Source organism: Silanimonas lenta DSM 16282, assembly GCF_000429065.1.
Classification (GTDB): domain Bacteria; phylum Pseudomonadota; class Gammaproteobacteria; order Xanthomonadales; family Xanthomonadaceae; genus Silanimonas; species Silanimonas lenta.
On sequence record NZ_AUBD01000001.1, the window covers coordinates 397292 to 422462 of the forward strand.

Here is a 25171-nt window from a genome sequence, read left to right on the forward strand (position 1 = left end):
TGCAGGCCCTGCCCTAGCCTCGGCGCACCCTTTCTACCCGCCCTTCTGCCATGCGCCTGCGTCCCCGCCTGCTTGCGGCCAGCCTTGCCGCCCTCTGCGCCCTGCCCGCCACCGCCGTCCCGCCCCGGGAAACCGCCGACCAGTTCGCCGCGCGGGTGAACGCCACCTTCGCCGAACACTTCGAGGAAGGGACTTCGGCCGCCTGGCTCTCGCAGACCTACATCAATGACGACACCGCCCGCATCGCCTCGCTGGTGAGCGAGCGCGGCCTCGGGCGGCTCAATGCCCTGGTGGAGGAGGCGCGGCGCTTCGAGGGCCAGCCGATGTCGGCGGCCAGCGCCCGCACCCTGGCCCTGCTCAAGCTCTCCACCGCCATGCCGGCCCCGCGCGATCCGGCGCGGCTGCGCGAACTCGCCACCATCGCCACCCGCCTCGAGCAGGCCTATGGCGCCGGGCAGTGGTGCCGGGGCGAGGGCCCGGCGAAGGTCTGCCAGAACATCGGCCAGATCAGCCAGACCCTCGCCAGCAACCGCGATTACGAGGCCCAGCTCGAGGCCTGGGAAGGCTGGCACACCATTTCGGTGCCGATGCGCCGCGACTACGTGCGCTTCGTCGAGCTGACGAACGAGGGCGCGCGGGCGATGGGCTATGCCGATACCGGCGCCATGTGGCGCTCCGGCTACGACATGCCGGCCGATGCCTTCGCCGCCGAGACCGACCGCCTCTGGGACCAGGTGCGGCCGCTCTACGAGCAGCTGCAGTGCTACACCCGCGAGAAGCTGGTGGAACGCTACGGCCGCGAGCGCGGGCAGGTGGACGGCATGATCCCGGCCCACCTCACCGGCAACCTCTGGCAGCAGGACTGGAGCAACCTCTGGGAGCTTCTGCAGCCCTATCCGAAGGCGGCGAAGCTCGATGTCACCAGCACGCTCGAGCGCCAGCACCGCGAACGGGTGGAAAAAGCGCTGGCCGCGCTCAAGGACCCGACGCCGGCACAGCAGGCCGAGGCCGAGCGCCAGGCGGCGATGGAGACGGCCATCGCCATGACCCGCCTGGCCGAGAGCTTCTACACCGGGCTTGGCATGCCGGCCCTGCCGGAGAGCTTCTACGAAAAATCGCAGTTCCTGCGCCCGCGTGACCGCGAGGTGGTCTGCCATGCCAGCGCCTGGCAGATGAACCCCGATGCCTCGGACGTGCGCATGAAGATGTGCATCGAGCCGAACGAGACCGACCTCACCACCATCTACCACGAGCTCGGCCACATCTATTACTACCTCGCCTACAAGGACCAGCCGCTGTCCTTCCAGACCGGCGCCCACGACGGCTTCCACGAGGCCATCGGCGACACCATCGTGCTCTCGATGACGCCAAAGTACCTGCAGTCGGTCGGCCTCGTGGGCGAGGCCGAGGTGAGCCGCGAGGCCACCATCAACGCACAGATGCGCATGGCGCTGGCCAAGGTGGCCTTCATGCCCTTCGGCCTGCTGATCGACCGCTGGCGCTGGGGCGTGTTCGACGGCTCGATCCCGCCCGAGCGCTACAACAGCGCCTGGTGGGAGCTGAAGGCGAAGTACCAGGGCGTGGCCCCGGCCACGCCGCGCGGCGAGGACTTCTTCGACCCCGGGGCGAAGTACCACGTGCCGGGCAATACGCCCTACACCCGCTACTTCCTCTCCCACGTGCTGCAGTTCCAGTTCTACAAGGCGCTGTGCGATGCCGCCGGACACACGGGGCCGCTGCACGAGTGCAGCTTCGCCGGCAACCCGGAGGCCGGGCGCCGCTACTGGGCGATGATGCAGGCCGGGGCCAGCCAGCCCTGGCAGAAGACCCTGAAGGAACTGACCGGCGGCGAGCGGATGGACGCCTCGGCGGTGCTGGAGTACTTCGCGCCGCTCAAGGCCTGGCTGGAAGAACAGAACCGCGGCAAGGCCTGCGGCTGGCCGGCGCGCTGAGCGCCGGGAAAGTCCTCATCCGGCAGGGGCGGCACGGCGCAGCAGCACCGCGTCGCCCCAGGCCCAGAGCAGCAGGGCGGCGCCGCCCAGCGCCAGCGCCGCCAGGGCGAGACGGGCCGGCGAGGCGGACAGCAGCGGCGAGAGCAGGCCGGCCACGCCGGCCTGGAACATCAGCGAGAGGAAGGCCTGCATCGAGGAGGCGCTGCCGCGCTGCGCCGGATAGAGATCGAGCATCTGCAGCATGAGCTGCGGGAACACCAGGGCGATGCCGAAGGACACCAGCACCAGCGGCAGCACGGCCCAGGGATAGGCAAACGCCGGGGCCAGGCCGGCATAGGCGAGATTGAGGCACAGGCCGGCAAGACCGACGCCGAAACCCGCCAGCACCATCTGCCGCGGCCGGAACCGGCCCGCTGCCCGGCCGGTGGCAAAGGCGCCGGCCAGCATGCCGCCGATCACCGGCACGAAGAACCAGCCGAAGTCGCGCTCGCCCATGCCGAGGTGCTGCAGCACGAAGACCGGCGCCGAGCTGATGTAGAGGAACAGGGCGGCGAAGTTCAGTGTGGTCACCGTCACCAGCCAGAGAAAGCGCCGGTGGCGCAGCATGGCGGCATAGTTGGCGACGAGAAGCCCGGCATGCAGGGGCAGGCGTTTCTCCGGCGGGTGCGTCTCCGGCAGGGCGAAGCGCACCATCAGGCCGATGAGGGCGCCGAAGCCGGCGAGGAACCAGAAGATCGCGTGCCAGTCGCCGACGCCGAGGATCCAGCCGCCCACGATCGGCGCCAGCGCCGGGGCGATGCTGAAGATCATCGATACCTGGCTCATCAGCCGCTGCGCGTCCTCGCCGTCCACCGCATCGCGGATCACCGCGCGGCCCACGATCAGGCCAACGCCCGCCGACAGGCCTTGCAGGAAACGGAAGGCGAGCAGGGTCGGGAGGTCGGGGCTCAGCGCGCAGCCCACCGAGGCCAAGGTGAACACCAGGATGCCGGCGAGGATCACCGGCCGCCGCCCGAGCGCGTCGGAGATGGCGCCGTGGAACAGCGACATCAGGCCATAGCCAACGAGGTAGCTGCTGATGGTCTGCTGGATCGCCAGCGGCGTGCTGCCGAGGTCCTTCGCCATCGCTGCGAAGGCCGGGAACACGGTGTCGATCGAGAAGGGGCCGAACATGGCCAGGGCGCCGAGCACGAGGGCCAGGCGCAAGCGCGAAGGCGGGGCGGCAGGAGGCATCGGCCGATTCTACGCGGGCACCCCATGACGGCTGCTTCCTTGCCAGAATGGGCCATGAATACCCCGTCCTCCGCCCGCGGCGACGGCACTGTCGCCCTCGTATTGCGCGACCTGCTTCCCTTCCTCGCGCCCTACTGGCGACGCATCCTCATCGCCCTGGCCTGTCTGGTGCTGGCCAAACTGGCCCTGCTCGGCGTGCCGATGCTGCTCAAGCGCATCGTCGATGCGCTGGGTGCGCCCGCCACCGCCCTGGCCCTGCCGGCCGGCCTGCTGCTGGCCTACGGCGGTGCGCGGCTCGCCTCCACCCTGTTCACCGAACTGCGGCAGATCGTCTTCGCCCGGGTGATGGCGCGCTCGGCACGCACCGTGCAGCTCAAGGTGTTCCGCCACCTGCACGCGCTCTCGCTGCGCTTCCATCTCGACCGCAAGACCGGCGGCATCGCCCGCGACGTGGAGCGCGGCGGCAGCGCCATCTCCGACCTGCTCGACTGGACGCTCTACACCATCCTGCCCACCCTGCTCGAGGTGCTGCTGGTGACGGTGGTGCTGGTCTGGCTCTACGACTGGGGCTTCGCTGCCATCACCCTCGGCACCATCGCCGTCTACGCGCTCTGGACCTTCCGTGTCACCGAGTGGCGCACGCGCTTCTACCGCGCCGCCATCGACGCCGAATCGGCGAGCAGTACCCGGGCGGTGGACGCGCTGCTCAACTACGAGACGGTGAAGTACTTCAACAACGAGGAGCACGAGGCACGGCGCTACGACGCCAGCCTGCGCACGGTGGAGGAGGCGCAGGTGAAGAGTCTGAAGACTCTCGGGGGGCTCAACCTCGGCCAGGCGGCGATCGTGGCCATCGGCGTCACCGCTCTGATGTGGCGCGCGGCGGCCGGGGTGGTGGAGGGCAGTCTGAGCCTCGGCGATCTCGTACTGGTGAACGCCTACCTGCTACAGCTCTCGGCCCCGCTGAACTACCTTGGCATGATGTACCGCGAGGTGAAGCAGGCGCTCACCAACATCGAGAAGCTGTTCGGCCTGCTGGACGAGCCGCTCGACGTGCAGGACCGCCCCGGTGCCACGGTGCTTGCCACCCGCCGCCCGCGGGTGCGTTTCCGTGGCGTGCGCTTCGGCTACGACGCCCGCCGCACCATCCTCCACGACATCGACTTCGAGATCGCCCCCGGCGAGACGGTGGCGGTGGTCGGCCATTCTGGTAGCGGCAAGTCCACCCTCGCCCGCCTGCTCTACCGCTTCTACGATGTCGATGCCGGTGCCATCGAGATCGACGGCCAAGACCTTCGCTCGCTCACCCAGTCTTCACTGCGCGCGGCGATCGGTATCGTTCCGCAGGACACCGTGCTGTTCAACGACAGCATCCGCTACAACATCCGCTACGGCCGCCCCGACGCCAGCGATGCCGAAGTGGAGGCCGCGGCCCGGGCAGCGCACATCGATACCTTCATCCGCGCCCTGCCCGACGGCCATGAGAGCGAAGTGGGCGAGCGCGGCCTGAAGCTCAGTGGTGGCGAGAAGCAGCGCGTGGCCATCGCCCGCGCCCTACTGAAAGACCCGGCGATCCTGATCTTCGACGAGGCCACCTCGGCCCTCGACTCACGCTCGGAGCGGGCGATCCAGGCCGAACTCGCGCGCATCGCCGAGGGCCGCACCACGCTGGTGATCGCCCACCGCCTGTCGACGGTGATGGAGGCCGACCAGATCCTGGTGATGGAGGCAGGGCGCATCGTCGAGCGCGGTACCCACCAGGCCCTGCTGGCGGCAGGCGGCCGCTACGCCGCGATGTGGGCCCTGCAGCAGCAGGGGGAGGTCGCGCTCAGCGGATGAGCGCCGCCGCTCCGGTGGTGGCGAGGAGCACCAGCCCCCAGCCAGCGAGGCCGAGCGCGACGTGCAGCAGCAGGAAGCCGGCGCGGCGCCGGGCGAGCCGGGCCACGAGCCGAGCGCGACGCTGCTGACGGGCGGTGAGCGGAGGCGGCAGGTCGAGCGCGGCCGGCGGCAGGGCCGCAGGCGGCGCCGGGACGAGGCCCGCAGGCAGCGCTCGGGTGGACCCGGAAGCGTTCATGCACCCCTCCTCACCCCAGTAGACGTGACCCCAATCTAGCGCGTTTGACGCCGATTGACAGTGGTTGCATGAAGAAATCTTCACCTTGCGCCCTGGAGTCCGGCTTCCCGCCTCCCCTGGGCCACATCGACCCGGGCCAGCAGCACAAGGCCGGCGAGGAAGAACAGGGCGGTGGCGAGCAGGGCCAGGGTGTGCCGGCCGCCCGAGGCCCAGCTGATCGCGCCATAGGCGAGCGGCCCCAGCACCATCGAAGCCTTTACCGCGATGCCCCAGAGTCCGAAGACCTCGGCCTCGCGGCCGCGCGGGCAGAAGGCGCCCACCAGCGCCCGCCCGGCCGACTGGCTCGCGCCCATGCAGATGCCGGCGAGGTTCGCCGCCGCCCACACCACCGGCCGGGCCTCCGAGACGGCGAGCAGGCCGATCGCCAGCAGCCAGCCGCAGAGCGAGAGCGAGAGTGTGGCCCGATGGCCGAGCCGGTCCTGCAGATGGCCAAAGGCAATGGCCCCCAGCGCCGCGGTGACGTTCACCACGAGGATGAGCTGGATGCTCTCGGCGGTGCTGAAGCCGAGCGCCTGCTGGGTGTAGATGGCGGCAATCGCGATCACCGTGCCCACCCCGGCCTGGTAGGCCACGAGGCAGGCGAGGAAGCGCCGCAGCTGCGGCAGGTCCGAGGCCCCGCCCAGCATGCCGCGCCAGCGTGCCAGCGAGGCCTGCCACAGTGCCGCGAAGGCCACCGGCGCGGCGCGCACGCGCTCGCGCACCAGCAGGAAGGTGGGCAGGGCTGCCAGCAGCACGGTAGCGCCGGTGAGCAGCAGGGTCTCGCGCACCGCCGTGCCGGTGTCGCTGCCGCGGCCGGCCGCGCCCTGCACCCACCACAGGCAGGCGCCGAGCAGCAGCACCGCCCCCACATAGCCCAGGCCCCAGCCATAGCCGGAGAGCCGCCCCATGCCTTCCTCCTCCGCCAGTTCCGGCAGGAAGGCCGCGATCAGGTTCTCGCCGATGCCAAAGGCGGTGTTGGTGAGCACCACCAGCGCCAGGGCCAGCGGCACCTCGCCCGGCCCGACGAGCCAGAGCGCCGCCGTTCCGGCCGCGCAGGCCACGGTGGAGACGACGAGGAGCCGCTTCTTGCGGGCATGGGCATCGGCATACAGGCCAAGGATCGGCGCACTGGCCATCACCAGCAGGTAGGAGACCGAGAGCGCCACCGTCCAGGCGAAGGTGGCCCAGGGCGCGCCCCCGGCCACCACGCCCACGAAGTAGGCATTGAAGATCGCGGTGATGACGACCGTGGTGTAGCCGGAGTTGGCGAAATCGAACCCGGCCCAGGCCCAGAGTTCGCGGCGCCGGACCGGCGGGATGGCGGGATCGGCGTACTGGCGCCGCAGGGGAGTCGGGTTCACCCCGCGATTTGACCAGCAGGCCGTTGCCGGCGCCAGCACCACCACGCCGCATGGCCGCCCCGCCTGCCCTACACTGCCCGCCCCGTTCGCCACCCGGCCCCATGAAGTCCTACGACCGCGCCTATTTCGACCGCTGGTACCGCGCCCCGGGAGCCGGCAAGCGCTCGCGCGCCCGCCTTGAACGCACGGTGGCCCTGGCCCTGGCCGCCACCGAGGCCATGCTCGGCCACCCGGTGCGCAGCGTGCTCGACGTGGGCTGCGGCGAAGGCGCCTGGCGCGGGCCGCTGCTGCGCCTGCGACCGCGGCTGCGCTACCTCGGGCTCGATCCCAGCGACTATGCCGTGCAGCGTTTCGGTCGCACGCGCAACCTGCGCCAGGCCCGCTTCGGCGATCTTGCCACCCTGCGCCCCTGTCCCCCGGTCGACCTGCTGGTCTGCGCCGACGTGCTGCACTACGTGCCCGATGCCGAACTGCGCGCCGGCCTGCCCGGCCTCGCCGCCCTGTGCGGCGGTCTTGCCTTCCTCGAGACCTACACCGCCGAAGACGTGGCGGGCGGCGAGGTGGAGGGGGATTTCGAAGGCTTCCTGCACCGCCCGGCGGCCTTCTACCGCAGGGCCCTGGCGCGGGCCGGCTTCACCGCCCTCGGCCAGCACTGCTGGCTCTCGCCGGCGCTGGCCGGCCAGGCCACCGCGCTGGAGCGGGCCTGAGGCCATGCCGCCGTTCGCCGGGCTGACGCCGGAGGCGGTGGTGGACGCGGTGGAGTCGCTCGGGCTGGCCTGCGACGGCCGGGTGCTGGCGCTCAACAGCTACGAGAACCGGGTGTTCCGCGTGGGCCGCGAGGACGGCCCGCCGGTGGTGGCGAAGTTCTACCGCCCCGGGCGCTGGAGCGAGGCGCAGATCCTCGAGGAGCATGCCTTCACCGAGGAACTCTTCGAGGAAGGCCTCTCGGTCGTGCCGCCACTGCGCCTTTCCGGCGCAACCCTGCACCGCGCCGACGGCCTGCGCTTCGCCCTGTTCCCGCTGCAGGGCGGGCATGCGCCGGAGATGGACCGCGAGGAGGTGCTGAAGGCCCTTGGCGAAACCCTGGGACGGCTGCATGCCGTGGGTGCCCGCCGTCCTTTCGTCCACCGCGAGGCGATCGCGGTCGAACCGCTCGGCTGGGCCGCGCTCGATACCCTGCTCGACGGCCCCTGGATCGAGCCCGCCCTGCACGCCGCCTTCGAGGACACCGGTGCTGCCCTGCTGGACGCCGTGGAGGCCGCCTTCGAGGCCCATCCTGCGCGAGCGCGCCGCCTGCATGGTGATCTGCATCCCGGCAACGTGCTCTGGCGCGAGGGCCGGCCGCATCTCGTCGATTTCGACGATGCCCGCGGCGGCCCTGCGGTGCAGGACCTGTGGATGCTGCTCGATCCCGAGCCGCGCCGCCGCGAGCGCCAGCTGGAAGTACTCATGGCCGGCTACGAGCGCTTCTGCGAGTTCGACCGCGGCGAACTTCCGCTGATCGAGGCCCTGCGTGCCCTGCGCATCGTGCATTTCCACGCCTGGGTGGCGCGGCGCTGGGACGACCCGGCCTTCCCCGCCGCCTTCCCGCAGTTCGCCGAGCGCCGGCACTGGGAGCGGGTGCTCGGCGAATGGCGGGAACAGCTGGCGACGATGCAGGAGGCCTGAGCCCCCGCGCTTGCCCCCGGCCCCGTCCCTGCGGCCCAATCGGGGCATCCGCGGCCCGGCCGTCGACCAGGAGTGCTTCCAATGTCCTTCTCCTCCGCCATGCGAACGCGCCGGCGTCTACTGAATGCCAGCGTCACCAGCCTCGCCCTCGGCATCGCCGCCCACGGTCTGGCGAACCCGGCGCCGCCGCGCACCATGGACGAGATCCTCGCCGCCGCACCCGCCGCCGAATGGGTCCGCCCCGATCCGGACAACCTGCTGGTGCTGACCCTCGATACCGGCACGGTGCTGATCGAGCTCTCGCCGGCGCACGCTCCGGAGCACGTGGCCAATCTCCGCACACTGGCGCGCGAGGGCTATTTCGACGGCCTTGGCATCCACCGCGTGCAGGACAACTTCGTGGTGCAGTGGGGCGATGCGGACGCGGACGACCCGGAAAAACGCCGTCCGCTGGGCAGCGCCCGCGAACGGCTGCCCGCCGAGTTCAGCACCGAAATCGACGGCCTGCCCTTCACCCGGCTGCCCGACGTGGACGGCTGGGCGCCGCAGGTGGGCTTCAGCGAGGGCTTTCCCGTGGGCCGCGATCCTGCCTCGGGCCGGCAGTGGCTGGCGCACTGCTACGGCACCGTCGGCGCCGGGCGCGGCAACGCTCCGGACTCCAGCAATGGCAGCCAGCTCTACGTGGTGATCGGCCAGTCGCCGCGCCAGCTCGATCTCAACATCACGGCCGTGGGCCGGGTGCTGGAGGGCATGCACCTGCTCTCCGCCCTGCCGCGCAGCCTCGCGCCGGGCGGCTTCTACGCCCAGCCCGCCCTGCGCACCCCGATCCGCCGCATCGCCCTCGTCTCGGCCTTGCCGGAGGCGGAGCGGCCGCGTATCGAGCGCCTCTCTACCGAAGGCCCGAGCTTCGCCGCCCTGGTGGAGGCCCGGCGCAACCGCCGCGATGCCTGGTACCTGCGGCAGGCCGGCCACATCGACCTGTGCAACGTGCCCCTGCCGGTGCGCCGCCCGCCGGGCTGAGCCATGGCATCCCTGAATCGCGCATGACAGGGCATAATCGGGAGTCGCTTTCGTCCCCGAGGTGTGACCCATGCTCGATGTTGGTGCTTCGATCCCGGACTTCTCGCTCAAGGCCAGCGATGGCCGCGTGGTCACCGCCGAGGGCCTGCGCGGCCAGCGCTACGTGCTCTACTTCTATCCCAAGGACGACACTCCGGGGTGCACCAAGGAAGCCTGCGGCTTCCGCGACCAGATGCCGCGCTTCGACGGCATCCGGGTGCCGGTGTTCGGCGTCTCGGCCGACACCGACGCCTCGCACCAGAAGTTCGCCGCGAAGTACCAGCTGAACTTCCCCCTGCTCGCCGACCCGGAGCTCACCCTGCTGAAGGCGCTCGGCGTCTGGGTGCAGAAGAGCATGTACGGCAAGACCTACATGGGCGTGGCCCGCGCCACCTTCGTGGTGGATGCCGAAGGGCGCATCGAGAAGGTGTGGGCCAAGGTGAGCCCGGAGGGCCATGCCGAGGAGGTGCTGGCCTATCTCGGGGTGAAAGCCGGGCCGGCGAAGACGGTGGAAAAGCAGGCCGCCTCGGCGAAGAAGGCTCCGGCAAAGAAGGCGGCCTCCGCCCGCAAGGCCGCGCCGGCCAAGACCGCTGCCGCAGCAAAGAAGGCCACGGCGAAGAAAGCGGCTGCGGCCGGGAAGACCGCCGCAACAAAGAAGGCTTCGGTGAAGAAGGCCGCCCCGGCCAGCAAGGCGCGGCGCTGAGCCGGCTCGCGGCGGGCCGTGTACCCGCCGCTTTCCAAGTGCCGCCTCGCATGCGAGGCTTCCCCCCCCCCCCGGCCCTGCAGGGAGCCCCCCGTGAACCTGATCGACCGCCTCAAGCGCTTCCTCGCCCAGTCCACCCCCTCGGGGAATCCCGAGGACGCCGTGAACCGCTCGGAACTCGAGCAGGAGGCCAAGGGGCCGCCGAACGGCATCGAGCGCCGGCAGTCGGACCGCCGCTGCGCCCGCGACGGCACCCGCGCCCTGATCATCGACGACTCGGCCACCGTCACCGCGGCGCTGGCGCGCATGCTGCTGCAGAACCGCTACCAGCTCGACACCGCCGCCGATGCCGAGACCGGGCTGGCGAAGATCGCCGCCAACCCGCCGGAAATCATCTTCCTCGACATCGTGCTTCCGGGCATGAACGGCTTCGAGGCCCTGCGCCGCATCCGCCGCGACGAGGCCACCCGCGCCATCCCGGTCATCATGATGAGCGGCAACGAGCAGGCCACCGAGCAGTTCTACGCCCAGCGCATCGGCGCCGACGACTTCATGAAGAAACCCTTCTCGCGCTTCGAGGTCTTCGCCCGGGTGGAGAAGCTGCTGGACGCCGAGGCGGTGCCGCGGCGCCCGGGCGCCGCGGCCTGATCGCCGCTCACAGCATCGGCAGGTCCAACCCCTTCTCCTTCGCGCAGGCCCTGGCGATGTCGTAGCCCGCGTCGGCATGGCGCATCACGCCGGTGCCGGGGTCGTTCCAGAGCACGCGGGCGAGGCGGCGGTCGGCGGCCTCGCTGCCATCGCAGACGATGACCACGCCGCTGTGCTGCGAGAAGCCCATGCCCACGCCGCCGCCGTGGTGCAGCGAGACCCAGGTCGCGCCGCCGGCGACGTTGAGCATGGCGTTCAGCAGCGGCCAGTCGGAGACGGCATCGGAGCCGTCCAGCATCGCCTCGGTCTCGCGGTTCGGGCTCGCCACGCTGCCGGAATCGAGGTGGTCGCGGCCGATCACGATCGGGGCCTTCAGTTCGCCATTCCGCACCATTTCATTGAAGGCAAGGCCGAGGCGGTGGCGGTCGCCCAGGCCCACCCAGCAGATGCGCGCCGGCAGGCCCTGGAAGGCGATGCGCTCCTTCGCCATGTCGAGCCAGCGGTGCAGGTGCGGGTCGTTCGGGATGAGTTCCTTCACCTTGGCATCGGTCCTGGCGATGTCCTCCGGGTCGCCGGAGAGCGCCACCCAGCGGAAGGGGCCGATGCCGCGGCAGAACAGCGGGCGGATGTAGGCCGGCACGAAACCGGGGAAGTCGAAGGCGTCGGTGCAGCCGGCTTCCTTCGCCATCTGGCGCAGGTTGTTGCCATAGTCGAAGACCGGGATGCCCTGGTCTTCGAAGTGCAGCATGGCCTCCACGTGGAGGCGCATCGAATGCTTGGCGGCCTCGATCACCCGCTCCGGGGCGTGCTTCTGCTCGTCGAGCCAGCGTTCCACCGTCCAGCCGGCGGGCAGGTAGCCGTGCAGCGGGTCGTGGGCCGAAGTCTGGTCGGTGACGGCGTCCGGGCGCACGCCGCGGCGCACCAGCTCGGGCAGGATCTCCGCCGCATTGCCGAGCAATGCGACCGAGCGCGCCTTGCCTTCGGCGCAATAGCGCTCGATGCGGGCGAGCGCGTCATCGAGGTCGGTGGCCTGTTCATCGACGTAGCGGGTGCGCAGGCGCATGTCGATGCGGCTCTGCCGGCATTCGATGGCGAGCATGCAGGCACCGGCCATGGTGGCGGCCAGCGGCTGCGCACCGCCCATGCCGCCCAGGCCCGCGGTGAGGATCCACTTGCCGGAAAGGTCACCACCGTAGTGCTGGCGCCCCATCTCGGCAAAGGTCTCGTAAGTGCCCTGCACGATGCCCTGCGAACCGATGTAGATCCACGAGCCGGCCGTCATCTGGCCGTACATGGCAAGGCCTTTTGCATCGAGCTCATTGAAGTGCTGCCAGGTGGCCCAGTGCGGCACCAGGTTGGAGTTGGCGATCAGCACCCGCGGCGCATCGGGATGGGTGGGGAACACGCCCACCGGCTTGCCGCTCTGCACCAGCAGGGTCTGGTCGTCCTCGAGCCGTTCCAGCACCTCGACGATCCGGTCGAAACTCGCCCAGTCGCGGGCCGCGCGGCCGATGCCGCCATAGACCACCAGCGAGGCCGGATCCTCGGCCACGTCCGGATCGAGGTTGTTCATCAGCATGCGCAAAGCGGCCTCGGTGAGCCAGCTCTTGCAGCGTTTCTGGGAACCGCGCGGAGCGCGGATGACGCGGGAGGGGTCGTGGCGGGGCGAAGACACGCGGCGGCATCCTGTGCGGGGAAAGCGTGATTGTACGGCTGCGAAGGCGGCAGTCCGATGCCATGGACACGGCCCCGTAACCCCGCCTCGCCTACCCTCCCCCCCCCTGTCCGCTGCATCGCTCCGTTCCCGTGTCCGTTCCCGCCTTCCGCGCCACCGCCTTCCTGCTCGCCCTTCTGCTGCTCGGCCTGCCGGCCCGCCACCCGGCCGCGGCCCCCACCGCTCAGCCGGCCGTCGAACGGCCCACGGTGCTGCTCATCGGCATCGACGGCCTGCATCCCGAGCGCCTCGAACGCCTCGCCCCGCCCACCCTGCTGCGCTGGCGGGCGGAAGGCGCGTGGGCGGAGTGGATGACGCCGGCCTACCCCACCCTCACCTTCCCCAACCACTACACCCTGGTGACCGGCCTGGTGCCGGACCGCCACGGCATCGTCGGCAACCGCATGCTCGATCCCGAGCTCGGGCCCTTCCGGCTCTCGCTGCGCGCGGCGGTGAGCGACGGCCGCTGGTACGAGGGCGCCGAACCGCTCTGGGTCACCGCGCGCCGCGCCGGCCTGCGCAGCGCCACCCTGTTCTGGCCCGGCAGCGAGGCACGCATCCGCGGTCTGCGCCCGAACGACTGGCTGCCCTATGCCGGCGACATGCCGCACGAGGCGCGCGTCGACCGCGTGCTCGGCTGGCTGGACCGCAAAGAATCGCGGCGGCCGCACTTCATCACGCTCTATTTCGCCGCCTTCGACGAGGCCAGCCATGCCCATGGCCCGGACAGTGACGAGGCCGCGGCGGCGCTGGCCGCGATCGACGCCGCGCTGGCGCGGCTGGAGCAGGGCCTGCGCGAGCGCGGCCTGTTCGATTCGGTGGACATCGTGCTGGTCTCCGACCACGGCATGGCCGAGGTGGACGTGGCCCATCCGCGCCGGCTCGATGCCCGGGTGATGCTGCACGAGGATGAGGTGGTGACGAGTGGCGAAGTGGCCGGCATCGCCCCGCGCCCGGGCCGCGAGGCCGAGATCGAGGCCGCCCTGCTCGGCCGCCACGAGGGTTTCGAGTGCTGGCGCCGCGAGGCCCTGCCGCCGGCATGGCGCTTCGGCCGCCACCCGCGCATCCCGCCGATCGTCTGCCAGGCCGACGAGGGCGTGCACCTCACCCATGCCGCCCGGCTCGCCCAGGGCGGCAGCATCAGCCGTGGAGCACATGGCTATGCGCCGGAGCTGCCGAGCATGCGGGCGGTCTTCCTCGCCCGCGGGCCGCGCATCGTGCCGGGCACCCGGCTGCCGCCGATTCACGCCACCGACGTGCACCCGCTGTTGCTCACCCTGCTCGGCCTGCCGCCGATGGTGGGAGACGGCGATGCCGCGGCCACCGCCGCGGCGCTACGGCTCAGTCCTGCGGCGGCACAGGGCGCGGTGGCGGAGCGCAGCCCGGCACCACCCGCATCGCCGCCGTCACCATGAGGTGTGCCGAGACCGGGGCGGTGACGAAGACGAAGGCGGTAACGAGGAACTCGCGGCCGGTCCAGTTGCCCTCCCAGGCGAACCAGAGCATCGAGGCCAGCAGCGAGAGGCCGACGCCGAGGGTGCTGGCCTTGGTGGGCCCGTGCAGGCGCTTGAGCAGGTCGCCGAGCTTGAGCAGGCCGAAGGCGCCCACCAGGGTGAAACCGGCGCCGGCCACCAGCAGGGCGGCCACCAGCAGGTCGAGCCAGAGCGGGATGTCGGTCATTCGGCGATGCTCCCACGCTTGATGTAACGGGCCGCGGCCACGGTGCCGACGAAGCCGAACAGGGCGATCAGCAGGGCCGATTCGAAGTAGGTGGCATTGCCGCGGTACAGGCCCACGGCGATCAGCAGCGCCAGCGCGGTGATGTAGAGCGTGTCGAGGGCCAGCAGGCAGTCGACCAGGCTGGGGCCGCGCAGCAGGCGCAGCAGGGCGAACAGCAGGGCCAGGGCGAAGGCCCCGGCCACCCAGGGCAGGACGAGCAGGGTGATCACGGGAAGATCTCCATCAGCGGCGCCTCGTAGCGCGTCTTCACCTCGGCCGCCACGGCCTGCGGGTCCTCGGCGTGGAAGGCGTGCACCAGCAGCCAGCGGCGGTCTTCGCTGACCTCGCAGCTCAGGGTGCCGGGCGTCATGGTGATGATCGAGGCGAACAGGGCGATGCCCTGTGGCGATTCGATGTCGAGCGGTACCCAGACCCAGGCCGGGCGGATACGCGATTCCGGCCCGAGGATGCGCACGGCGATCTCGAGGTTGGCCTTGACGATGTCGTGCAGCACCCGCAGGGCCAGCCGGAGCGCGGTGAGCGGCGCGGCGAGCCGCGGCGAGGGCAGCACCGGCGGCGGCAGGAGCCGCGGGATGCCCCAGGCGAGGAACAGACCGAGCAGGAGCTGCCCGGCGGAAAACCCGTTGAGCAGCACCCAGACCGCGAAGATCGCGAGGCGCAGCACGAGGTAGGGGTAAACGGCATCCATTCAGTTCGGCACCGTGGTGGGCAGGGGCGTGCGGCCGAGCACCACCTCACGGTAATGCTCGACCCCGGCGAGCTGGGCCGCGCTGCCGGCGACGTAATCGGTGAGCGCGGCCGCCTGCACGGCCACCCCCAGCAGCGCAGTGAGCAGCAGGAGCAGGGCCAGCCGCTCGGCAGCGGCCGGCGGCGGCACCGGCAGGGTGCCGTCCGGCGCTTCGCGCCCCTGCCAGAACAGGCGGCTGCCGGCACGGGCCAGGGCCAGCAGGGTGAGGAAGCTGGCGACGAGCACCACGGTCCAGAGCACCGCGCCCTGCCCCACCGGTTCCGCATAGGCGAGCAGCAGGGCCTTGCCGAGGAAGCCGCCCAGCGGCGGCAGGCCGGCCGCAGCCACCGCCAGCACCAGGAAGAGCCCGCCCATCATGGCCATGCGCGGCATCGCAGCGACACGCTCGAGCGCATCGCCACCGCGGCGGGTGCGGCGCACCCAGTCGGCGAGCAGGAAGAAGGCGGCCATGGCCAGGGTCGAATGCACGAGGTAGAACAGGCCGGCGGCCACGCCCTGCACGCTGCCGAGGCCAAGCGCCATGGCCAGCACGCCGGCCGAGCCGACCACGAGGTAGCCGAGCAGCGGCCTCAGCTTGGCGGCCGCCAGCGCGCCCAGCGCGGCCAGCAGCACCGTGCCGGCGCCGGCCCAGAACAGCACCGGCCCCACCATCGGCGAGAGCACGCCGGCATCGTCACCGGCCAGCAGGCCGTACACCCGCAGCAGGGCGTAGAGGCCGAGCTTGGTCATGATGGCGAACAGGATCGCCGCCGAGGCCGGGGCCGCGGCATAGGTGCGCGGCAGCCAGAAGTACAGCGGCAGGATCGCCCCCTTGAGCGCGAACACCGCCAGCAGCAGCAGGGCCGCGGCGCGCAGCAGGGGCACGGCTTCGGCCGGGGCGGCGGCGATGCGCGCCGAAAGATCACTCAGGTTCACCGTGCCCAGCACGCCGTAGAACACGCCCACCGCCAGCAGGAACAGCGAGGAGGCGACGAGGTTCAGCACCACGTAGTGGAAGCCCTGGCGCAGGCGCTCGCCGCCCTGGCCGTGCAACAGCAGGCCGTAGCTGGCGGCCAGCAGCACTTCGAAGAATACGAACAGGTTGAAGAGATCGTGGGTGAGGAAGGCCCCCGCAAGCCCGGCGAGCTGCAGCTGGAACAGGCCGTGGAAATGCAGGCCACCGGCATCCTCGCGGGCCCCGGCGGCGAACAGCTGGCTTGCCAGCGCCAGCAGCACCAGCAGGCCCAGCATCAGCACCGAGAGCCGGTCGGCCAGGAACACGATGCCCACTGCCGAGGGCCAGTTGCCCACCTGGTAGACCAGCAGGCCCTGGGCCTCGACGGCGAGCGCCAGGCCTGCCACCACGAGGCCCATCACCAGCGTGGCCGCGAAGGAGAGGAAGCGCCGCCAGCCGAGCGGCGAGCGGTGCAGCACCACCAGCACCGCCGCCGCGATCAGCGGCACCAGCACTGGAAGCACGGCGATGTGCTGCGCCATCCCGCTCATCGGCGCGGCTCCCTGCCGTCCACATGGTCGCTGCCGAGCAGGCTGCGGCCCTGCAGGGCCAGCACCAGCACTAAGGCCGTCATCGCCATGCTGATGACGATGGCGGTGAGCACCAGGGCCTGCGGCAGCGGATCGGCATACTGCGAGAGCAGCGGCGCGGCGCCGTCGCGGATGATCGGCGGCTTGCCGGCCATCACCCGCCCCGAGGCCAGCAGGAACAGGTTGACCGCATAGGTCATCAGGGTGAGGCCGAGGATCACGTCGAAGGTGCGGGCGCGCAGCACCAGCCAGACTGCCGCCGCGGTGAGCACGGCGATGCCGGAGGCGAGGAGGAATTCGATGCTCATGCGTTCGGCTCCGAGCGCAGCAGGCGCGTGAGCAGCACCAGGGTGAGCATCACCGAGCCGGTGACCACGAGGTAGACCCCGGTGTCGAAGGCCATGGCGCTGGCGAGATGCAGCTCGCCGATCAGCGGCAGGGTGAGGTGAGGGGTGCTGCTGGTGAGGAAGGGATGGCCGAAGGCGAAGGCGCCGAGGCCGGTGGCGATGGCAAGGAGCAGGCCCCAGCCGATCCAGGCGGTCCAGTCGAGCGGGAAATGCTTCTCCGCCTGCGCCGAGCCATGGCCCACGGTATGCAGGTAGAGCGCCGAGACCAGGGCCAGCGCGGCGATGAAGCCGCCGCCCGGGGCGTTGTGGCCACGCAGGAAGAAGTACACCGACACCACCATGCCGAGCGGCAGCAGCCACTGCGCCGCCACCTGCAGCATCAGGGTGGGCCGGCGCCGCCCCCTGCCCTCGGGTGCCAGGGCCTGCGGCCGGGCGCGGGCCAGCAGGGCCGCCACGATCAGGCCGACGATGCCGACCACGCTGATCTCGCCCAGGGTATCGAGGGCGCGGTAGTCGACGAGGATGACGTTGACCACGTTGGTGCCGCCGCCCTCCGGCACCGCGGTGCGCAGGTAGTACTCCGAGATGCTGGTGCTGGGCCGGGTGAGCAGGGCGTAGGCGAGCGCCCCCACCCCGAGGCCTGAGCCCACGGCCAGCAGGCCATGCCAGGCGGCGCGCAGGGGGCGCCGCTCGGGCGGCGCCTCCTGCGGCAGGTAGCGCAGGGCCAGCAGCAGGAGCAGCAGGGAGAGCGCCTCCACCAGCAGCTGGGTGAGCGCGAGGTCGGGCGCCGAGAGCACGAGGAAGGTGAGCGCGACCACGAGGCCGACGAAGCCCGCGGCCAGCACCGCGAACACGCGCTGCCGGTAGCGCACGGCCACGGCCAGGGCGGCGGCGAGGCCGATCGCCCAGAGCACGATGCCGGTGGGCGTGGATTCGATGCCGGAGCGCGGGCCGGCCGGCGATCCTTCGGCAAAGGCCACCGCGGCGGCCACGATCAGTACCAGCACCATCCAGCCGAGATAGGCCGGCAGGCGGTCGACGGCGAGACGCCGGGTGATGGCGCGGGAGACCGCGACCAGGGCCGCGACGAAGCGATCGAAGCCGCGCCTGCCATAGGAGGCGCGCGGGTCCTCGTGCAGGGCGCCGGCGCGATGCAGGACCGCCCAGAGCGCCGCGCCGCCGACGAGGCCGAGCAGGCTCATCACGAAAGGCAGGTTGAAGCCATGCCAGATGGCGAGGTGGTACTCGGGCAGCGGCGCGCCGAGCGCACCGGCCGCGCCGACGGCGAGCAGCTCGCCGATGGTGAGGTTGGGCAGCAGGCCCACCGCCAGCACGATCAGCACCAGCACTTCCACCGGCACGCGCATGAAACGCGGCGGCTCGTGCGGCATGCCGCCCTCGCACTTCGGCTCGCCGCCGAAGAACACCTTGATGAAGCGGATCGAATAGGCCACCGAGAAGGCCGCCGCCAGCACCGAAAGCCCCGGGATCAGCAGGTGCAGGCCCGCCACCCGGGGCACGTTCAGGGTCTCGGTGAGGAACATCTCCTTCGAGAGGAAGCCGTTGAACAGCGGCACGCCGGCCATCGCCAGCGAGGCCACCACGGCGAGCGCGGCAGTGATGGGCATGTACTTGGCCAGCCCGTGCAGGCGGCGGAAATCGCGGGTGCCGGTCTCATGGTCGATGATGCCGGCGGCCATGAACAGGCTGGCCTTGAAAGTGGCGTGGTTGAGGATGTGGAACACGCCGGCCACCAGGGCCATCGGCGTGCCCATGCCGAACAGCAGGGTGATGAGGCCGAGGTGGCTGATGGTCGAGTAGGCCAGCAGCCCCTTCAGGTCCTGCTGGAAGATGGCGAGGAAGCTGCCCACCAGCAGGGTGGCGAGCCCGATGCCGCTCACCACCAGGAACCATTCCTCGCTGCCGGCCAGCGCCGGGTGCAGGCGCGCCAGCAGGAACACGCCGCACTTCACCATGGTGGCCGAGTGCAGGTAGGCCGAGACCGGCGTGGGCGCCGCCATGGCATGCGGCAGCCAGAAGTGGAAGGGGAACTGCGCCGACTTGGTGAAGGCGCCGAGCAGCACGCAGGCCAGGGCCGGCAGGTAGAGCGGATGGGCCTGCAGGCGCTCAGCGGAGGCGAGCACCACGTCCAGCTCGAAGCTGCCGGCGATGCGGCCCAGCATCAGCACGCCGGCCAGCAGGGCCAGTCCGCCGGCCCCGGTGATGGCCAGCGCCATGCGTGCGCCGCGGCGGGCATCACGCTCGCCGTTCCAGAAGCCGATCAGCAGGAAGGAGGCGATCGAGGTGAGCTCCCAGAACACCACCATCAGCAGCAGGTTGCCGGAGACCACCACGCCCAGCATCGCCCCCATGAACAGCGAGAGCGTGGCGAAGAAGCGCCGCGGCGGATCGTCCTCGGCGAGGTACCAGTGGGCGTAGAGCACCACCAGCGCGCCGATGCCCAGAACCAGCAGGGCGAACATCCAGGCAAACCCGTCGAGCCGCAGCGAGAGCGCGAGCCCCACCTGCGGCATCCATTCCACGCTGGTCCGCAGCACCTCGCCGGCGAACACCGCCGGCGCCAGGGCGGTCAGAGCGGTCAGGCCCACGAGGGCGCCGACACCGGCGACCAGGGCCGAACGGGCGCGCCCGGCACCGGGCATCAGCACGAGGAGGAAGGCCGCGAGGAAGGGCGCGGCGAGCATCAGGCTCAGCATCGGGTCCACCATCCGAAGGTCGCGCATTATGCCCCGCGGATGGAGACCAGGTGAACGCGAACACGGGCGCTTTCACATCGATCGGTATACTCGGGTGTTTGAGCCATCGGCCCTGCCAGGGAATGACGCCCGTAACCGCCCACGCCCCCACCCACACCGCCGCCACCAGCCGCTGGATCCTTACGGCCTCGGCGCCGTTCGCCCTGTTCGTCTTCGTGCTCTGGCGCTCGCTCGTCGTGGGCGAGGAACTCGCCTGGACCTGGGACTGGGCCCCGGGACTCGGCGTGGCCGCCGCCTTCAGGATCGACGGTCTTGCCCTGCTGATGCTGGCCCTGATCGGCGGCATCGGCACCCTGGTCTTCGTCTATGCCGCCGGCTATATGGCCGGCGTGGCCCAGCGCGGCCGGCTGTTCGCCACCCTGCTGGTGTTCATGGTGGCCATGGCCGGCACCGTGAGCGCCGACCACCTGCTGCTCCTGCTGGTGTTCTGGGAAGCGACCAGCCTCGCCTCCTTCCTGCTGGTGGGCTTCAAGCACGAGTACGAATCGGCACGGAAATCGGCGCAGCAGGCGCTGATGGTGACGGCCGGCGGCGGGCTTGCCCTGCTGGCCGGCGTGGTGCTGCTGGGCGAGGTGGCCGGCAGCTACTCGATCAGCGGCCTGTTGGCCAGCGACACCGGCTGGCAGGACCATCCACTCACGCCCTGGGCCTTCCTGCTGATGGGCCTTGGCGCCGCGACCAAGTCGGCGCAGCTGCCCTTCCACTTCTGGCTGCCGAATGCCATGGCCGCCCCCACCCCGGTCTCGGCCTACCTGCACTCGGCCACCATGGTGAAGCTGGGCGTGTACCTGCTGGCACGCTTCGACCCGACCGTGGGCGACCGCGACTGGTGGACCAACCCGCTGATCGTGGTCGGCGCCATCACCGCTTTCTGGTCGATGGTGCTGGCCCTACGCGAGCGCGACCTGAAACGCATCCTGGCCTGGTCCACGGTCTCCGCGCTCGGCACCCTGGTGATGCTGATCGGCCTGCCCGGGCCGGCGCCGGCCGGCGCGGTGGCCGCCTTCCTGCTGGCCCACGCCCTGTACAAGGCGCCGCTGTTCTTCGTGGCTGGCAACGTCGACCACTGCACCGGCACGCGCAACATCGACCGCGTCTGCGGCCTTGCTCCGCGCATGCCCTGGACCGCCGCCGCCGCCCTGCTCGCCGCCGCCTCGATGGCCGGCATGCCCTTCTCCCTCGGCTACGCGGCCAAGACCCTGATCAAGGCGGCGAAATTCGAGAGCGAGGCCTGGGCCTGGGTGAGCTACAGCAGTGTGGGCGTCTCGGCGATCGCCGTGGCGGTGGCCGGCGTGGCCGCCTACCGGGTGTTCTGGCACCAGCGCTCGGCGAATGCCTTCCCGGAGATCCACGAGGCCGGCTGGACCATGCGCTGGCCGCCGATCATCGCCGCCGCGCTGGGCATCCTGCTCGGTCTCTTCCCCGACCAGCTCGCGGCCCCGCTGCTCGATCCGGCCGCCGCGGCCATGCGCCCGCCGGGCTTCGGCGACGAGGCCGGCGATGCCTTCGAGCCCAGCATGCTCGGCACCGTGGGCTTCGCCGTGGCCGCGGGCATCGGCCTCTATCTCGCCTGGGACCGGCTGCACGACGTACTGGAGCGGGTGTTCGCGAAACTCGAGCCGCTGTCGATGCCGGCCTGGTATGCCCGTGGCCTTGCCGCCATCCCCGCCGCCGCCGGCGCCCTCACCCGCCGGGTGCAGAATGGCCGCCTCGACGACTACCTGCTGATGACGGCGGCCGCCTGCGCTGCCGGGCTGCTGCTCGCGGCCTGGCTGGTCTCACCGGCCCTGCCCGCCGGCCTGCCGCTGCTGGGCGAGCATCCGGGCATCGCGCTGGGCGGCCTGCTGCTGGTGGTGGTCTCGCTGCTGGTGCTGCTGCCGCGCTCGCCCCTGCTCCTGCTGCTGTGCAGCGGTTTCTCCGGCCTGGCCTCGGCGCTGGTGTTCCTGTTCGCCGGCGCGCCTGACGTGGCCCTCACCCAGTTCACGGTGGAAGTGGCCTTCATCGTCGTCGCCTCGGTGCTGATCATCCGCTTCAGCCGCGCCCGCCGTCCGGCCAGCACCCCGGCCCCGCGCCGCGCCCTGCGCGCCGCCGTGGCCCTGGCCTCGGGCGCCGCCTGCGCGGTGCTGCTGCTCGCCACCACCGCCCTGCCGCAGGACGGCGCGCTGGCCGAGTACTTCGGCCGCACCAGCGTGCCCGAGGCCCATGGCCAGAACGTGGTGAACGTCATCCTCGTCGACTTCCGCGCCGTGGACACCCTGGGCGAGATCGCCGTGGTGGCCGCCGCCGCCCTCGCCCTGTTGCCGCTGCTGATGCGGCTGCTGCGGGCCAGGAAGGAGGGCCGGGCATGAAACGCCAGAGCGTGCTGCTGGTGCAGGCCACCCGCCTGCTCCACCCCGTGATCCTGCTCGCTTCGGTATGGCTGCTGCTGCGCGGCCACAACAATCCGGGCGGCGGCTTCATCGGCGGCATGGTGGCGGTCACCGCCACCTCGCTGGTGGCCATCACCCGCGGCGGCGACGCAGCCCTGCGCGGTCTGCCGCTGCCGCCCCTGCGCCTCGCCTGCCTCGGCGTGCTGCTCTCGCTGCTGAGCGGCGTGCCGGCGCTGCTGCTGGGCGAGCCCTACATGACCCACCTCTGGGGAGACCTGCTGGGCGTGAAGCTCTCCACCGTGCTGCTGTTCGACATCGGCGTGTACTTCGCCGTCTGGGGCGGTCTGGGCGCGATCTGCGCCAAGGCCCTCGGCCTCGAGGAGGAAACGGCATGAGCCTGCTCCTCGTGCTCGGCATCGCCAGCCTCGTGGCCTCCGGCATCTATCTCCTGCTCTCGCGTGACCTGCTGCGCGCGGTGGTGGGGCTGTCCCTGCTCGGGGCGGCGGTGAACCTGCTGCTGTTCGCCAGCGGCCGCATCGGCCCGGTGTCCCCGCCGCTGGTGCCGGCCGGCGCCGAGGTACTGGAGGCCGCGGCCAACCCGCTGCCGCAGGCCCTGGTGCTGACCGCCATCGTCATCGGCTTTGCCCTCACCTGCCTCGCGCTGGTGCTGGCCGTGGCCCTGCGCGAGGACAGCGGCGCCGACGGCGTGGATGCCCTCACGCGCACCGAGCCCGGCGTCGGCGCCGACGGCAAGCCGCTGCCGATGGAGGCAACGGAATGAGCGCCGCCCTCGTCGTGCTTCCGCTGCTGCTGCCGCTCGGCACCGGCCTCCTGGCCGGCGTACTGCCGCGCCGCTTCGCCCCGGCGGTGAGCCTTGTGGGCGCCTTCGCCCTGCTCGCGGCCGCCCTCGTGCTGCTGGCGCGGGTGATGGCCGAGGGGCCGCTCGGCATGGCCTTCGGCGACTGGGCCCTGCCCTTCGCCATCGTCTTCGTCGCTGACCCGCTCGGCGCGGCCATGGTGGCGGTCTCGGCCCTGATGGGCGCGGCCTGCCTCAGCTACCAGTGGGCCGGGGTGGATGCCGCCGAGGAAACCGACACCCTGCACCCGCTGCTGCACCTGTTGCTGGCGGGCGTGTGTGGCGCTTTCCTCACCGGCGATCTGTTCAACCTCTACGTCTGGTTCGAGGTGATGCTGGTGGCGGCGGTGGGCCTGTTCATCCACCAGCGCGGCGCAGCGGCGCAGGAAGCGGCTTTCAAGTATTTCCTGCTCAATGCCTTCGGCACCCTGCTCTTCCTCGCCGCCATCGCCTGGCTCTACGCCCGCACCGGGCACCTCAACTTCGCCGCCCTGCAGCCGGCGCTGGCCGCGCTGCCGGCCAACGAACGGCTGGCGCTGGGCCTCGCCCTCGCCCTCGGCTTCCTGCTGAAGGCCGGCGCCTTCCCGCTGTTCGGCTGGCTGCCCGCCAGCTACCACGTGCTGCCCACGCCGGTGCTGGCGCTGTTCGCCGGCCTGCTCACCAAGGTGGGCGTGTACGCCCTGCTCAGGGTCTGGGGCGAGGTGATCCCCGATCTTCCCGCCATCGCCTTCGAGGGCCTTGGCCTCGTGGCCATGGCCACCATGCTGGTGGGCGTGCTGGGCGCGGCCTTCCACTGGGACATCCGCCGCATCCTCACCTTCCACATCATCAGCCAGATCGGCTACATGCTGCTCGCCATCGCCCTCGACAGCCGCGAGGGCAAGGCGGCCACGACCTTCTACATCGTCCACCACATCATCGTGAAGGCGAACCTGTTCCTGATCGCCGCGCTGATGTTCCGTCTCACCGGCAGCTTCGACCTGCGCCAGAGCGGCGGCCTGTGGAAGACCCACCCCTGGCTCGGCCTGCTGTTCCTGGTGCCAGCCCTGTCGCTGGTGGGCATCCCGCCGCTCTCCGGCTTCTGGGCGAAGTTCATGGTGGTGCGCGAGAGCTTCGCCAGCGCGCACTACCTCTGGGGCGCGATGGCCCTGGTGGTGGGCTTCCTCACCCTGTACTCGATGATGAAGGTCTGGATGGAAGGCTTCTGGAAACCGGCGCCCGAGGGCCGCGCGGTGGCCACCGCGCCCCTGCCCCGCACTGCCGTGGCGGTGGTGGCGGTGCTGGCCGGCCTGACCCTGCTGATCGGCTTCGCCCCCGATGGCCTCAATGCCATCGCCCAGGCCGCCGCCGCGGCCATGGAGGAGCGCCCATGACGCGGCTCGCCATCGCCCTCGCGCTGCTGCTGCGCTTCCTCGTGCAGGTGCTGGTCGCCGGCTTCGACACCGCCTGGCAGATCGTCCGCCCCCGCCGCCGCCCGGTGCCGGTGTTCGTGCGCATGGGCTACGGCCCGATGGACGAGCGCGGCGCGGCCATCCTCGGCAGCCTGATCAGCCTCACACCGGGCACCACCACCCTCGACATCGACCCCGTCCGCCGCGAGCTCCTGCTGCACATGCTCGACGGCCGCGACCCGGAAGCCGCCATCGCCGGCATCCGCCACCATTTCGAACGCCCGCTGCTGGCCCTGTTCCCGGAGGACCGCCATGCCTGACGCCGGCACCGCCCCGCTCTGGATCATCGCCGCCTGCGCCTTCGCCCTGCTGCTCGCCCTGCTGCGCCTGGTGCGCGGGCCCACTCCCGCCGACCGGGTGGTGGCGCTCGACATCGTGTTCTCGGCCAGCCTCGCCCTCACCGCGGCCATGGCCCTCGCCACCGGGCGCGTGCTGTTCCTCGACATCGCGCTCGGCCTCGCCCTCGTGGGCTTCGTCGCCACCGTGGTCTGGGCGCGGGTGGTGGAACGCACCGGAGGGGGCCGATGAGCCTGCTCGCCTCGCTCTCGCTGCTGCTCGGCCTTGGCCTGCTGGCAGTGGCCGCGCTCGGCCTGTTCACCCTGCCCGATGCGCTCTCGCGCCAGCACGCCGCCACCAAGGCCGCCACCCTGGCGCTGGGTTTCCTGCTGCTGGCCGTGGGCCTGTGGAACCCAAGCATCGAATGGTGGTGGCGCATCCTCGCCATCATGGGCCTGCTGATGGCCACCCTGCCGGTGGCCTCGCATATGCTGGCCCGCGCCGCCGCCCCGGAACGCCTCGAGGGCGAGGGGCGCGAGCAGCTGAAGCGCTACGACTGAACCACGGTATCGGCGGTGCTGCGCGCCCCGGCAGGGCGCGTAGGCCGCACTCATGCCGAAAATTCACTTCCC

Annotated in this window: 25 protein-coding genes; 15 read left to right on the plus strand and 10 right to left on the minus strand. The window is 71.3% G+C overall.

What is annotated here, in order from left to right:
* The first annotated feature begins 50 nt into the window (after window positions 1–50).
* Window positions 51–1952 carry a M2 family metallopeptidase gene (locus G408_RS12625; RefSeq protein ID WP_156890025.1) on the plus strand — a complete coding sequence of 634 codons (1902 nt, stop codon included), beginning with the start codon at window positions 51–53 and terminating at the stop codon, window positions 1950–1952.
* 15 nt (window positions 1953–1967) lie between these two features.
* Here G408_RS12625 and G408_RS12630 read toward each other — a convergent pair whose 3' ends face one another.
* Entirely contained in the window at window positions 1968–3185 is a 1218-nt protein-coding gene (locus G408_RS12630) for a multidrug effflux MFS transporter (protein ID WP_051282497.1), read from the minus strand.
* Window positions 3186–3239: 54 nt separating this feature from the next.
* Here G408_RS12630 and G408_RS12635 point away from each other — a divergent pair, with 54 nt between their 5' ends.
* Entirely contained in the window at window positions 3240–5024 is a 1785-nt protein-coding gene (locus tag G408_RS12635) for an ABCB family ABC transporter ATP-binding protein/permease (protein ID WP_245584238.1), read from the plus strand.
* Here G408_RS12635 and G408_RS0101860 read toward each other — a convergent pair.
* Together G408_RS0101860 and G408_RS0101865 are read right to left on the minus strand one after the other, a co-directional pair.
* Window positions 5014–5259, minus strand: a complete 246-nt coding sequence (locus G408_RS0101860) for a hypothetical protein (RefSeq protein ID WP_028769708.1) — start codon at window positions 5257–5259, stop codon at window positions 5014–5016. The two genes, G408_RS12635 and G408_RS0101860, sit on opposite strands and share 11 nt — an antisense overlap.
* Window positions 5260–5339: 80 nt before the next feature.
* Window positions 5340–6659, minus strand: a complete 1320-nt coding sequence (locus tag G408_RS0101865; protein WP_211226630.1) for an MFS transporter — start codon at window positions 6657–6659, stop codon at window positions 5340–5342.
* A gap of 101 nt (window positions 6660–6760) precedes the next feature.
* On the opposite strand from G408_RS0101865, the gene G408_RS0101870 reads away from it, so the two are divergent.
* From G408_RS0101870 to G408_RS0101890, 5 genes are all read left to right on the plus strand, one after another.
* The gene (locus tag G408_RS0101870) at window positions 6761–7366 is read left to right on the plus strand and encodes a methyltransferase (protein WP_028769710.1); all 606 of its coding nucleotides are present in this window, start codon (window positions 6761–6763) and stop codon (window positions 7364–7366) included.
* A gap of 4 nt (window positions 7367–7370) precedes the next feature.
* Window positions 7371–8327 (plus strand): serine/threonine protein kinase, encoded by a 957-nt coding sequence (locus G408_RS0101875; RefSeq protein WP_028769711.1) that lies wholly within the window; start codon window positions 7371–7373, stop codon window positions 8325–8327.
* Window positions 8328–8408: 81 nt separating this feature from the next.
* Complete coding sequence (locus tag G408_RS0101880) at window positions 8409–9347, plus strand: peptidylprolyl isomerase (RefSeq protein WP_245584239.1); 939 nt, start codon at window positions 8409–8411, stop codon at window positions 9345–9347.
* Window positions 9348–9417: 70 nt separating this feature from the next.
* Window positions 9418–10089, plus strand: a complete 672-nt coding sequence (bcp, locus tag G408_RS14670) for a thioredoxin-dependent thiol peroxidase (RefSeq protein WP_084628013.1) — start codon at window positions 9418–9420, stop codon at window positions 10087–10089.
* A 93-nt stretch (window positions 10090–10182) separates the two neighbouring features.
* Window positions 10183–10737: a response regulator gene (locus tag G408_RS0101890; protein ID WP_028769713.1), complete on the plus strand. Its 555-nt coding sequence runs from the start codon at window positions 10183–10185 to the stop codon at window positions 10735–10737.
* A 7-nt stretch (window positions 10738–10744) separates the two neighbouring features.
* On the opposite strand, the gene hutU is transcribed toward G408_RS0101890, so the two are convergent.
* Window positions 10745–12412 carry a urocanate hydratase gene (gene hutU, locus G408_RS0101895; RefSeq protein WP_028769714.1) on the minus strand — a complete coding sequence of 556 codons (1668 nt, stop codon included), beginning with the start codon at window positions 12410–12412 and terminating at the stop codon, window positions 10745–10747.
* A 131-nt stretch (window positions 12413–12543) separates the two neighbouring features.
* On the opposite strand from hutU, the gene G408_RS12645 reads away from it, so the two are divergent.
* Window positions 12544–13866 (plus strand): alkaline phosphatase family protein, encoded by a 1323-nt coding sequence (locus tag G408_RS12645; RefSeq protein ID WP_084628014.1) that lies wholly within the window; start codon window positions 12544–12546, stop codon window positions 13864–13866.
* Here the strand turns inward: G408_RS12645 and mnhG are convergent.
* The 6 genes from mnhG to G408_RS12650 are packed head-to-tail and all read right to left on the minus strand — an operon-like array spanning window position 13793 to window position 19554.
* On the minus strand, window positions 13793–14131 hold the full coding sequence (gene mnhG, locus G408_RS0101905; RefSeq protein ID WP_245584240.1) for a monovalent cation/H(+) antiporter subunit G: 339 nt from the start codon (window positions 14129–14131) through the stop codon (window positions 13793–13795). The two genes, G408_RS12645 and mnhG, sit on opposite strands and share 74 nt — an antisense overlap.
* Complete coding sequence (locus tag G408_RS0101910; RefSeq protein WP_211226631.1) at window positions 14128–14400, minus strand: K+/H+ antiporter subunit F; 273 nt, start codon at window positions 14398–14400, stop codon at window positions 14128–14130. Before G408_RS0101910 ends, mnhG begins: the two co-directional genes overlap by 4 nt.
* Window positions 14397–14879, minus strand: a complete 483-nt coding sequence (locus G408_RS0101915) for a Na+/H+ antiporter subunit E (protein ID WP_028769717.1) — start codon at window positions 14877–14879, stop codon at window positions 14397–14399. Before G408_RS0101915 ends, G408_RS0101910 begins: the two co-directional genes overlap by 4 nt.
* Window positions 14880–16424: a monovalent cation/H+ antiporter subunit D gene (locus G408_RS0101920; protein ID WP_028769718.1), complete on the minus strand. Its 1545-nt coding sequence runs from the start codon at window positions 16422–16424 to the stop codon at window positions 14880–14882.
* Window positions 16421–16765, minus strand: coding sequence for a Na+/H+ antiporter subunit C (locus tag G408_RS0101925; RefSeq protein WP_028769719.1), 345 nt, complete (start codon window positions 16763–16765; stop codon window positions 16421–16423). Before G408_RS0101925 ends, G408_RS0101920 begins: the two co-directional genes overlap by 4 nt.
* 2 nt (window positions 16766–16767) lie before the next feature.
* Window positions 16768–19554 (minus strand): monovalent cation/H+ antiporter subunit A, encoded by a 2787-nt coding sequence (locus G408_RS12650; RefSeq protein ID WP_156890026.1) that lies wholly within the window; start codon window positions 19552–19554, stop codon window positions 16768–16770.
* Between the two features lie 95 nt (window positions 19555–19649).
* Here G408_RS12650 and mbhE point away from each other — a divergent pair, with 95 nt between their 5' ends.
* Genes mbhE through G408_RS0101965 form a run of 7 tightly spaced genes read left to right on the plus strand, consistent with a single transcriptional unit; the run spans window position 19650 to window position 25099 of the window.
* Window positions 19650–21935 carry a hydrogen gas-evolving membrane-bound hydrogenase subunit E gene (gene mbhE, locus G408_RS12655; protein WP_037411756.1) on the plus strand — a complete coding sequence of 762 codons (2286 nt, stop codon included), beginning with the start codon at window positions 19650–19652 and terminating at the stop codon, window positions 21933–21935.
* Entirely contained in the window at window positions 21932–22351 is a 420-nt protein-coding gene (locus tag G408_RS0101940; protein ID WP_037411758.1) for an MnhB domain-containing protein, read from the plus strand. Before mbhE ends, G408_RS0101940 begins: the two co-directional genes overlap by 4 nt.
* A complete protein-coding gene (locus G408_RS0101945) occupies window positions 22348–22737 on the plus strand; it encodes a sodium:proton antiporter (protein ID WP_028769721.1) in 390 nt (129 codons plus the stop codon). Before G408_RS0101940 ends, G408_RS0101945 begins: the two co-directional genes overlap by 4 nt.
* Window positions 22734–24185, plus strand: a complete 1452-nt coding sequence (locus G408_RS12660; protein WP_051282499.1) for a complex I subunit 5 family protein — start codon at window positions 22734–22736, stop codon at window positions 24183–24185. The genes G408_RS0101945 and G408_RS12660 overlap by 4 nt, the downstream gene beginning before the upstream one ends.
* The gene (locus tag G408_RS12665) at window positions 24182–24523 is read left to right on the plus strand and encodes a Na+/H+ antiporter subunit E (protein ID WP_051282500.1); all 342 of its coding nucleotides are present in this window, start codon (window positions 24182–24184) and stop codon (window positions 24521–24523) included. The genes G408_RS12660 and G408_RS12665 overlap by 4 nt, the downstream gene beginning before the upstream one ends.
* Window positions 24516–24791 (plus strand): MrpF/PhaF family protein, encoded by a 276-nt coding sequence (locus tag G408_RS0101960; RefSeq protein WP_037411760.1) that lies wholly within the window; start codon window positions 24516–24518, stop codon window positions 24789–24791. The genes G408_RS12665 and G408_RS0101960 overlap by 8 nt, the downstream gene beginning before the upstream one ends.
* Window positions 24788–25099 carry a cation:proton antiporter gene (locus tag G408_RS0101965; protein WP_028769723.1) on the plus strand — a complete coding sequence of 104 codons (312 nt, stop codon included), beginning with the start codon at window positions 24788–24790 and terminating at the stop codon, window positions 25097–25099. Before G408_RS0101960 ends, G408_RS0101965 begins: the two co-directional genes overlap by 4 nt.
* The last annotated feature ends 72 nt before the right edge of the window (window positions 25100–25171 follow it).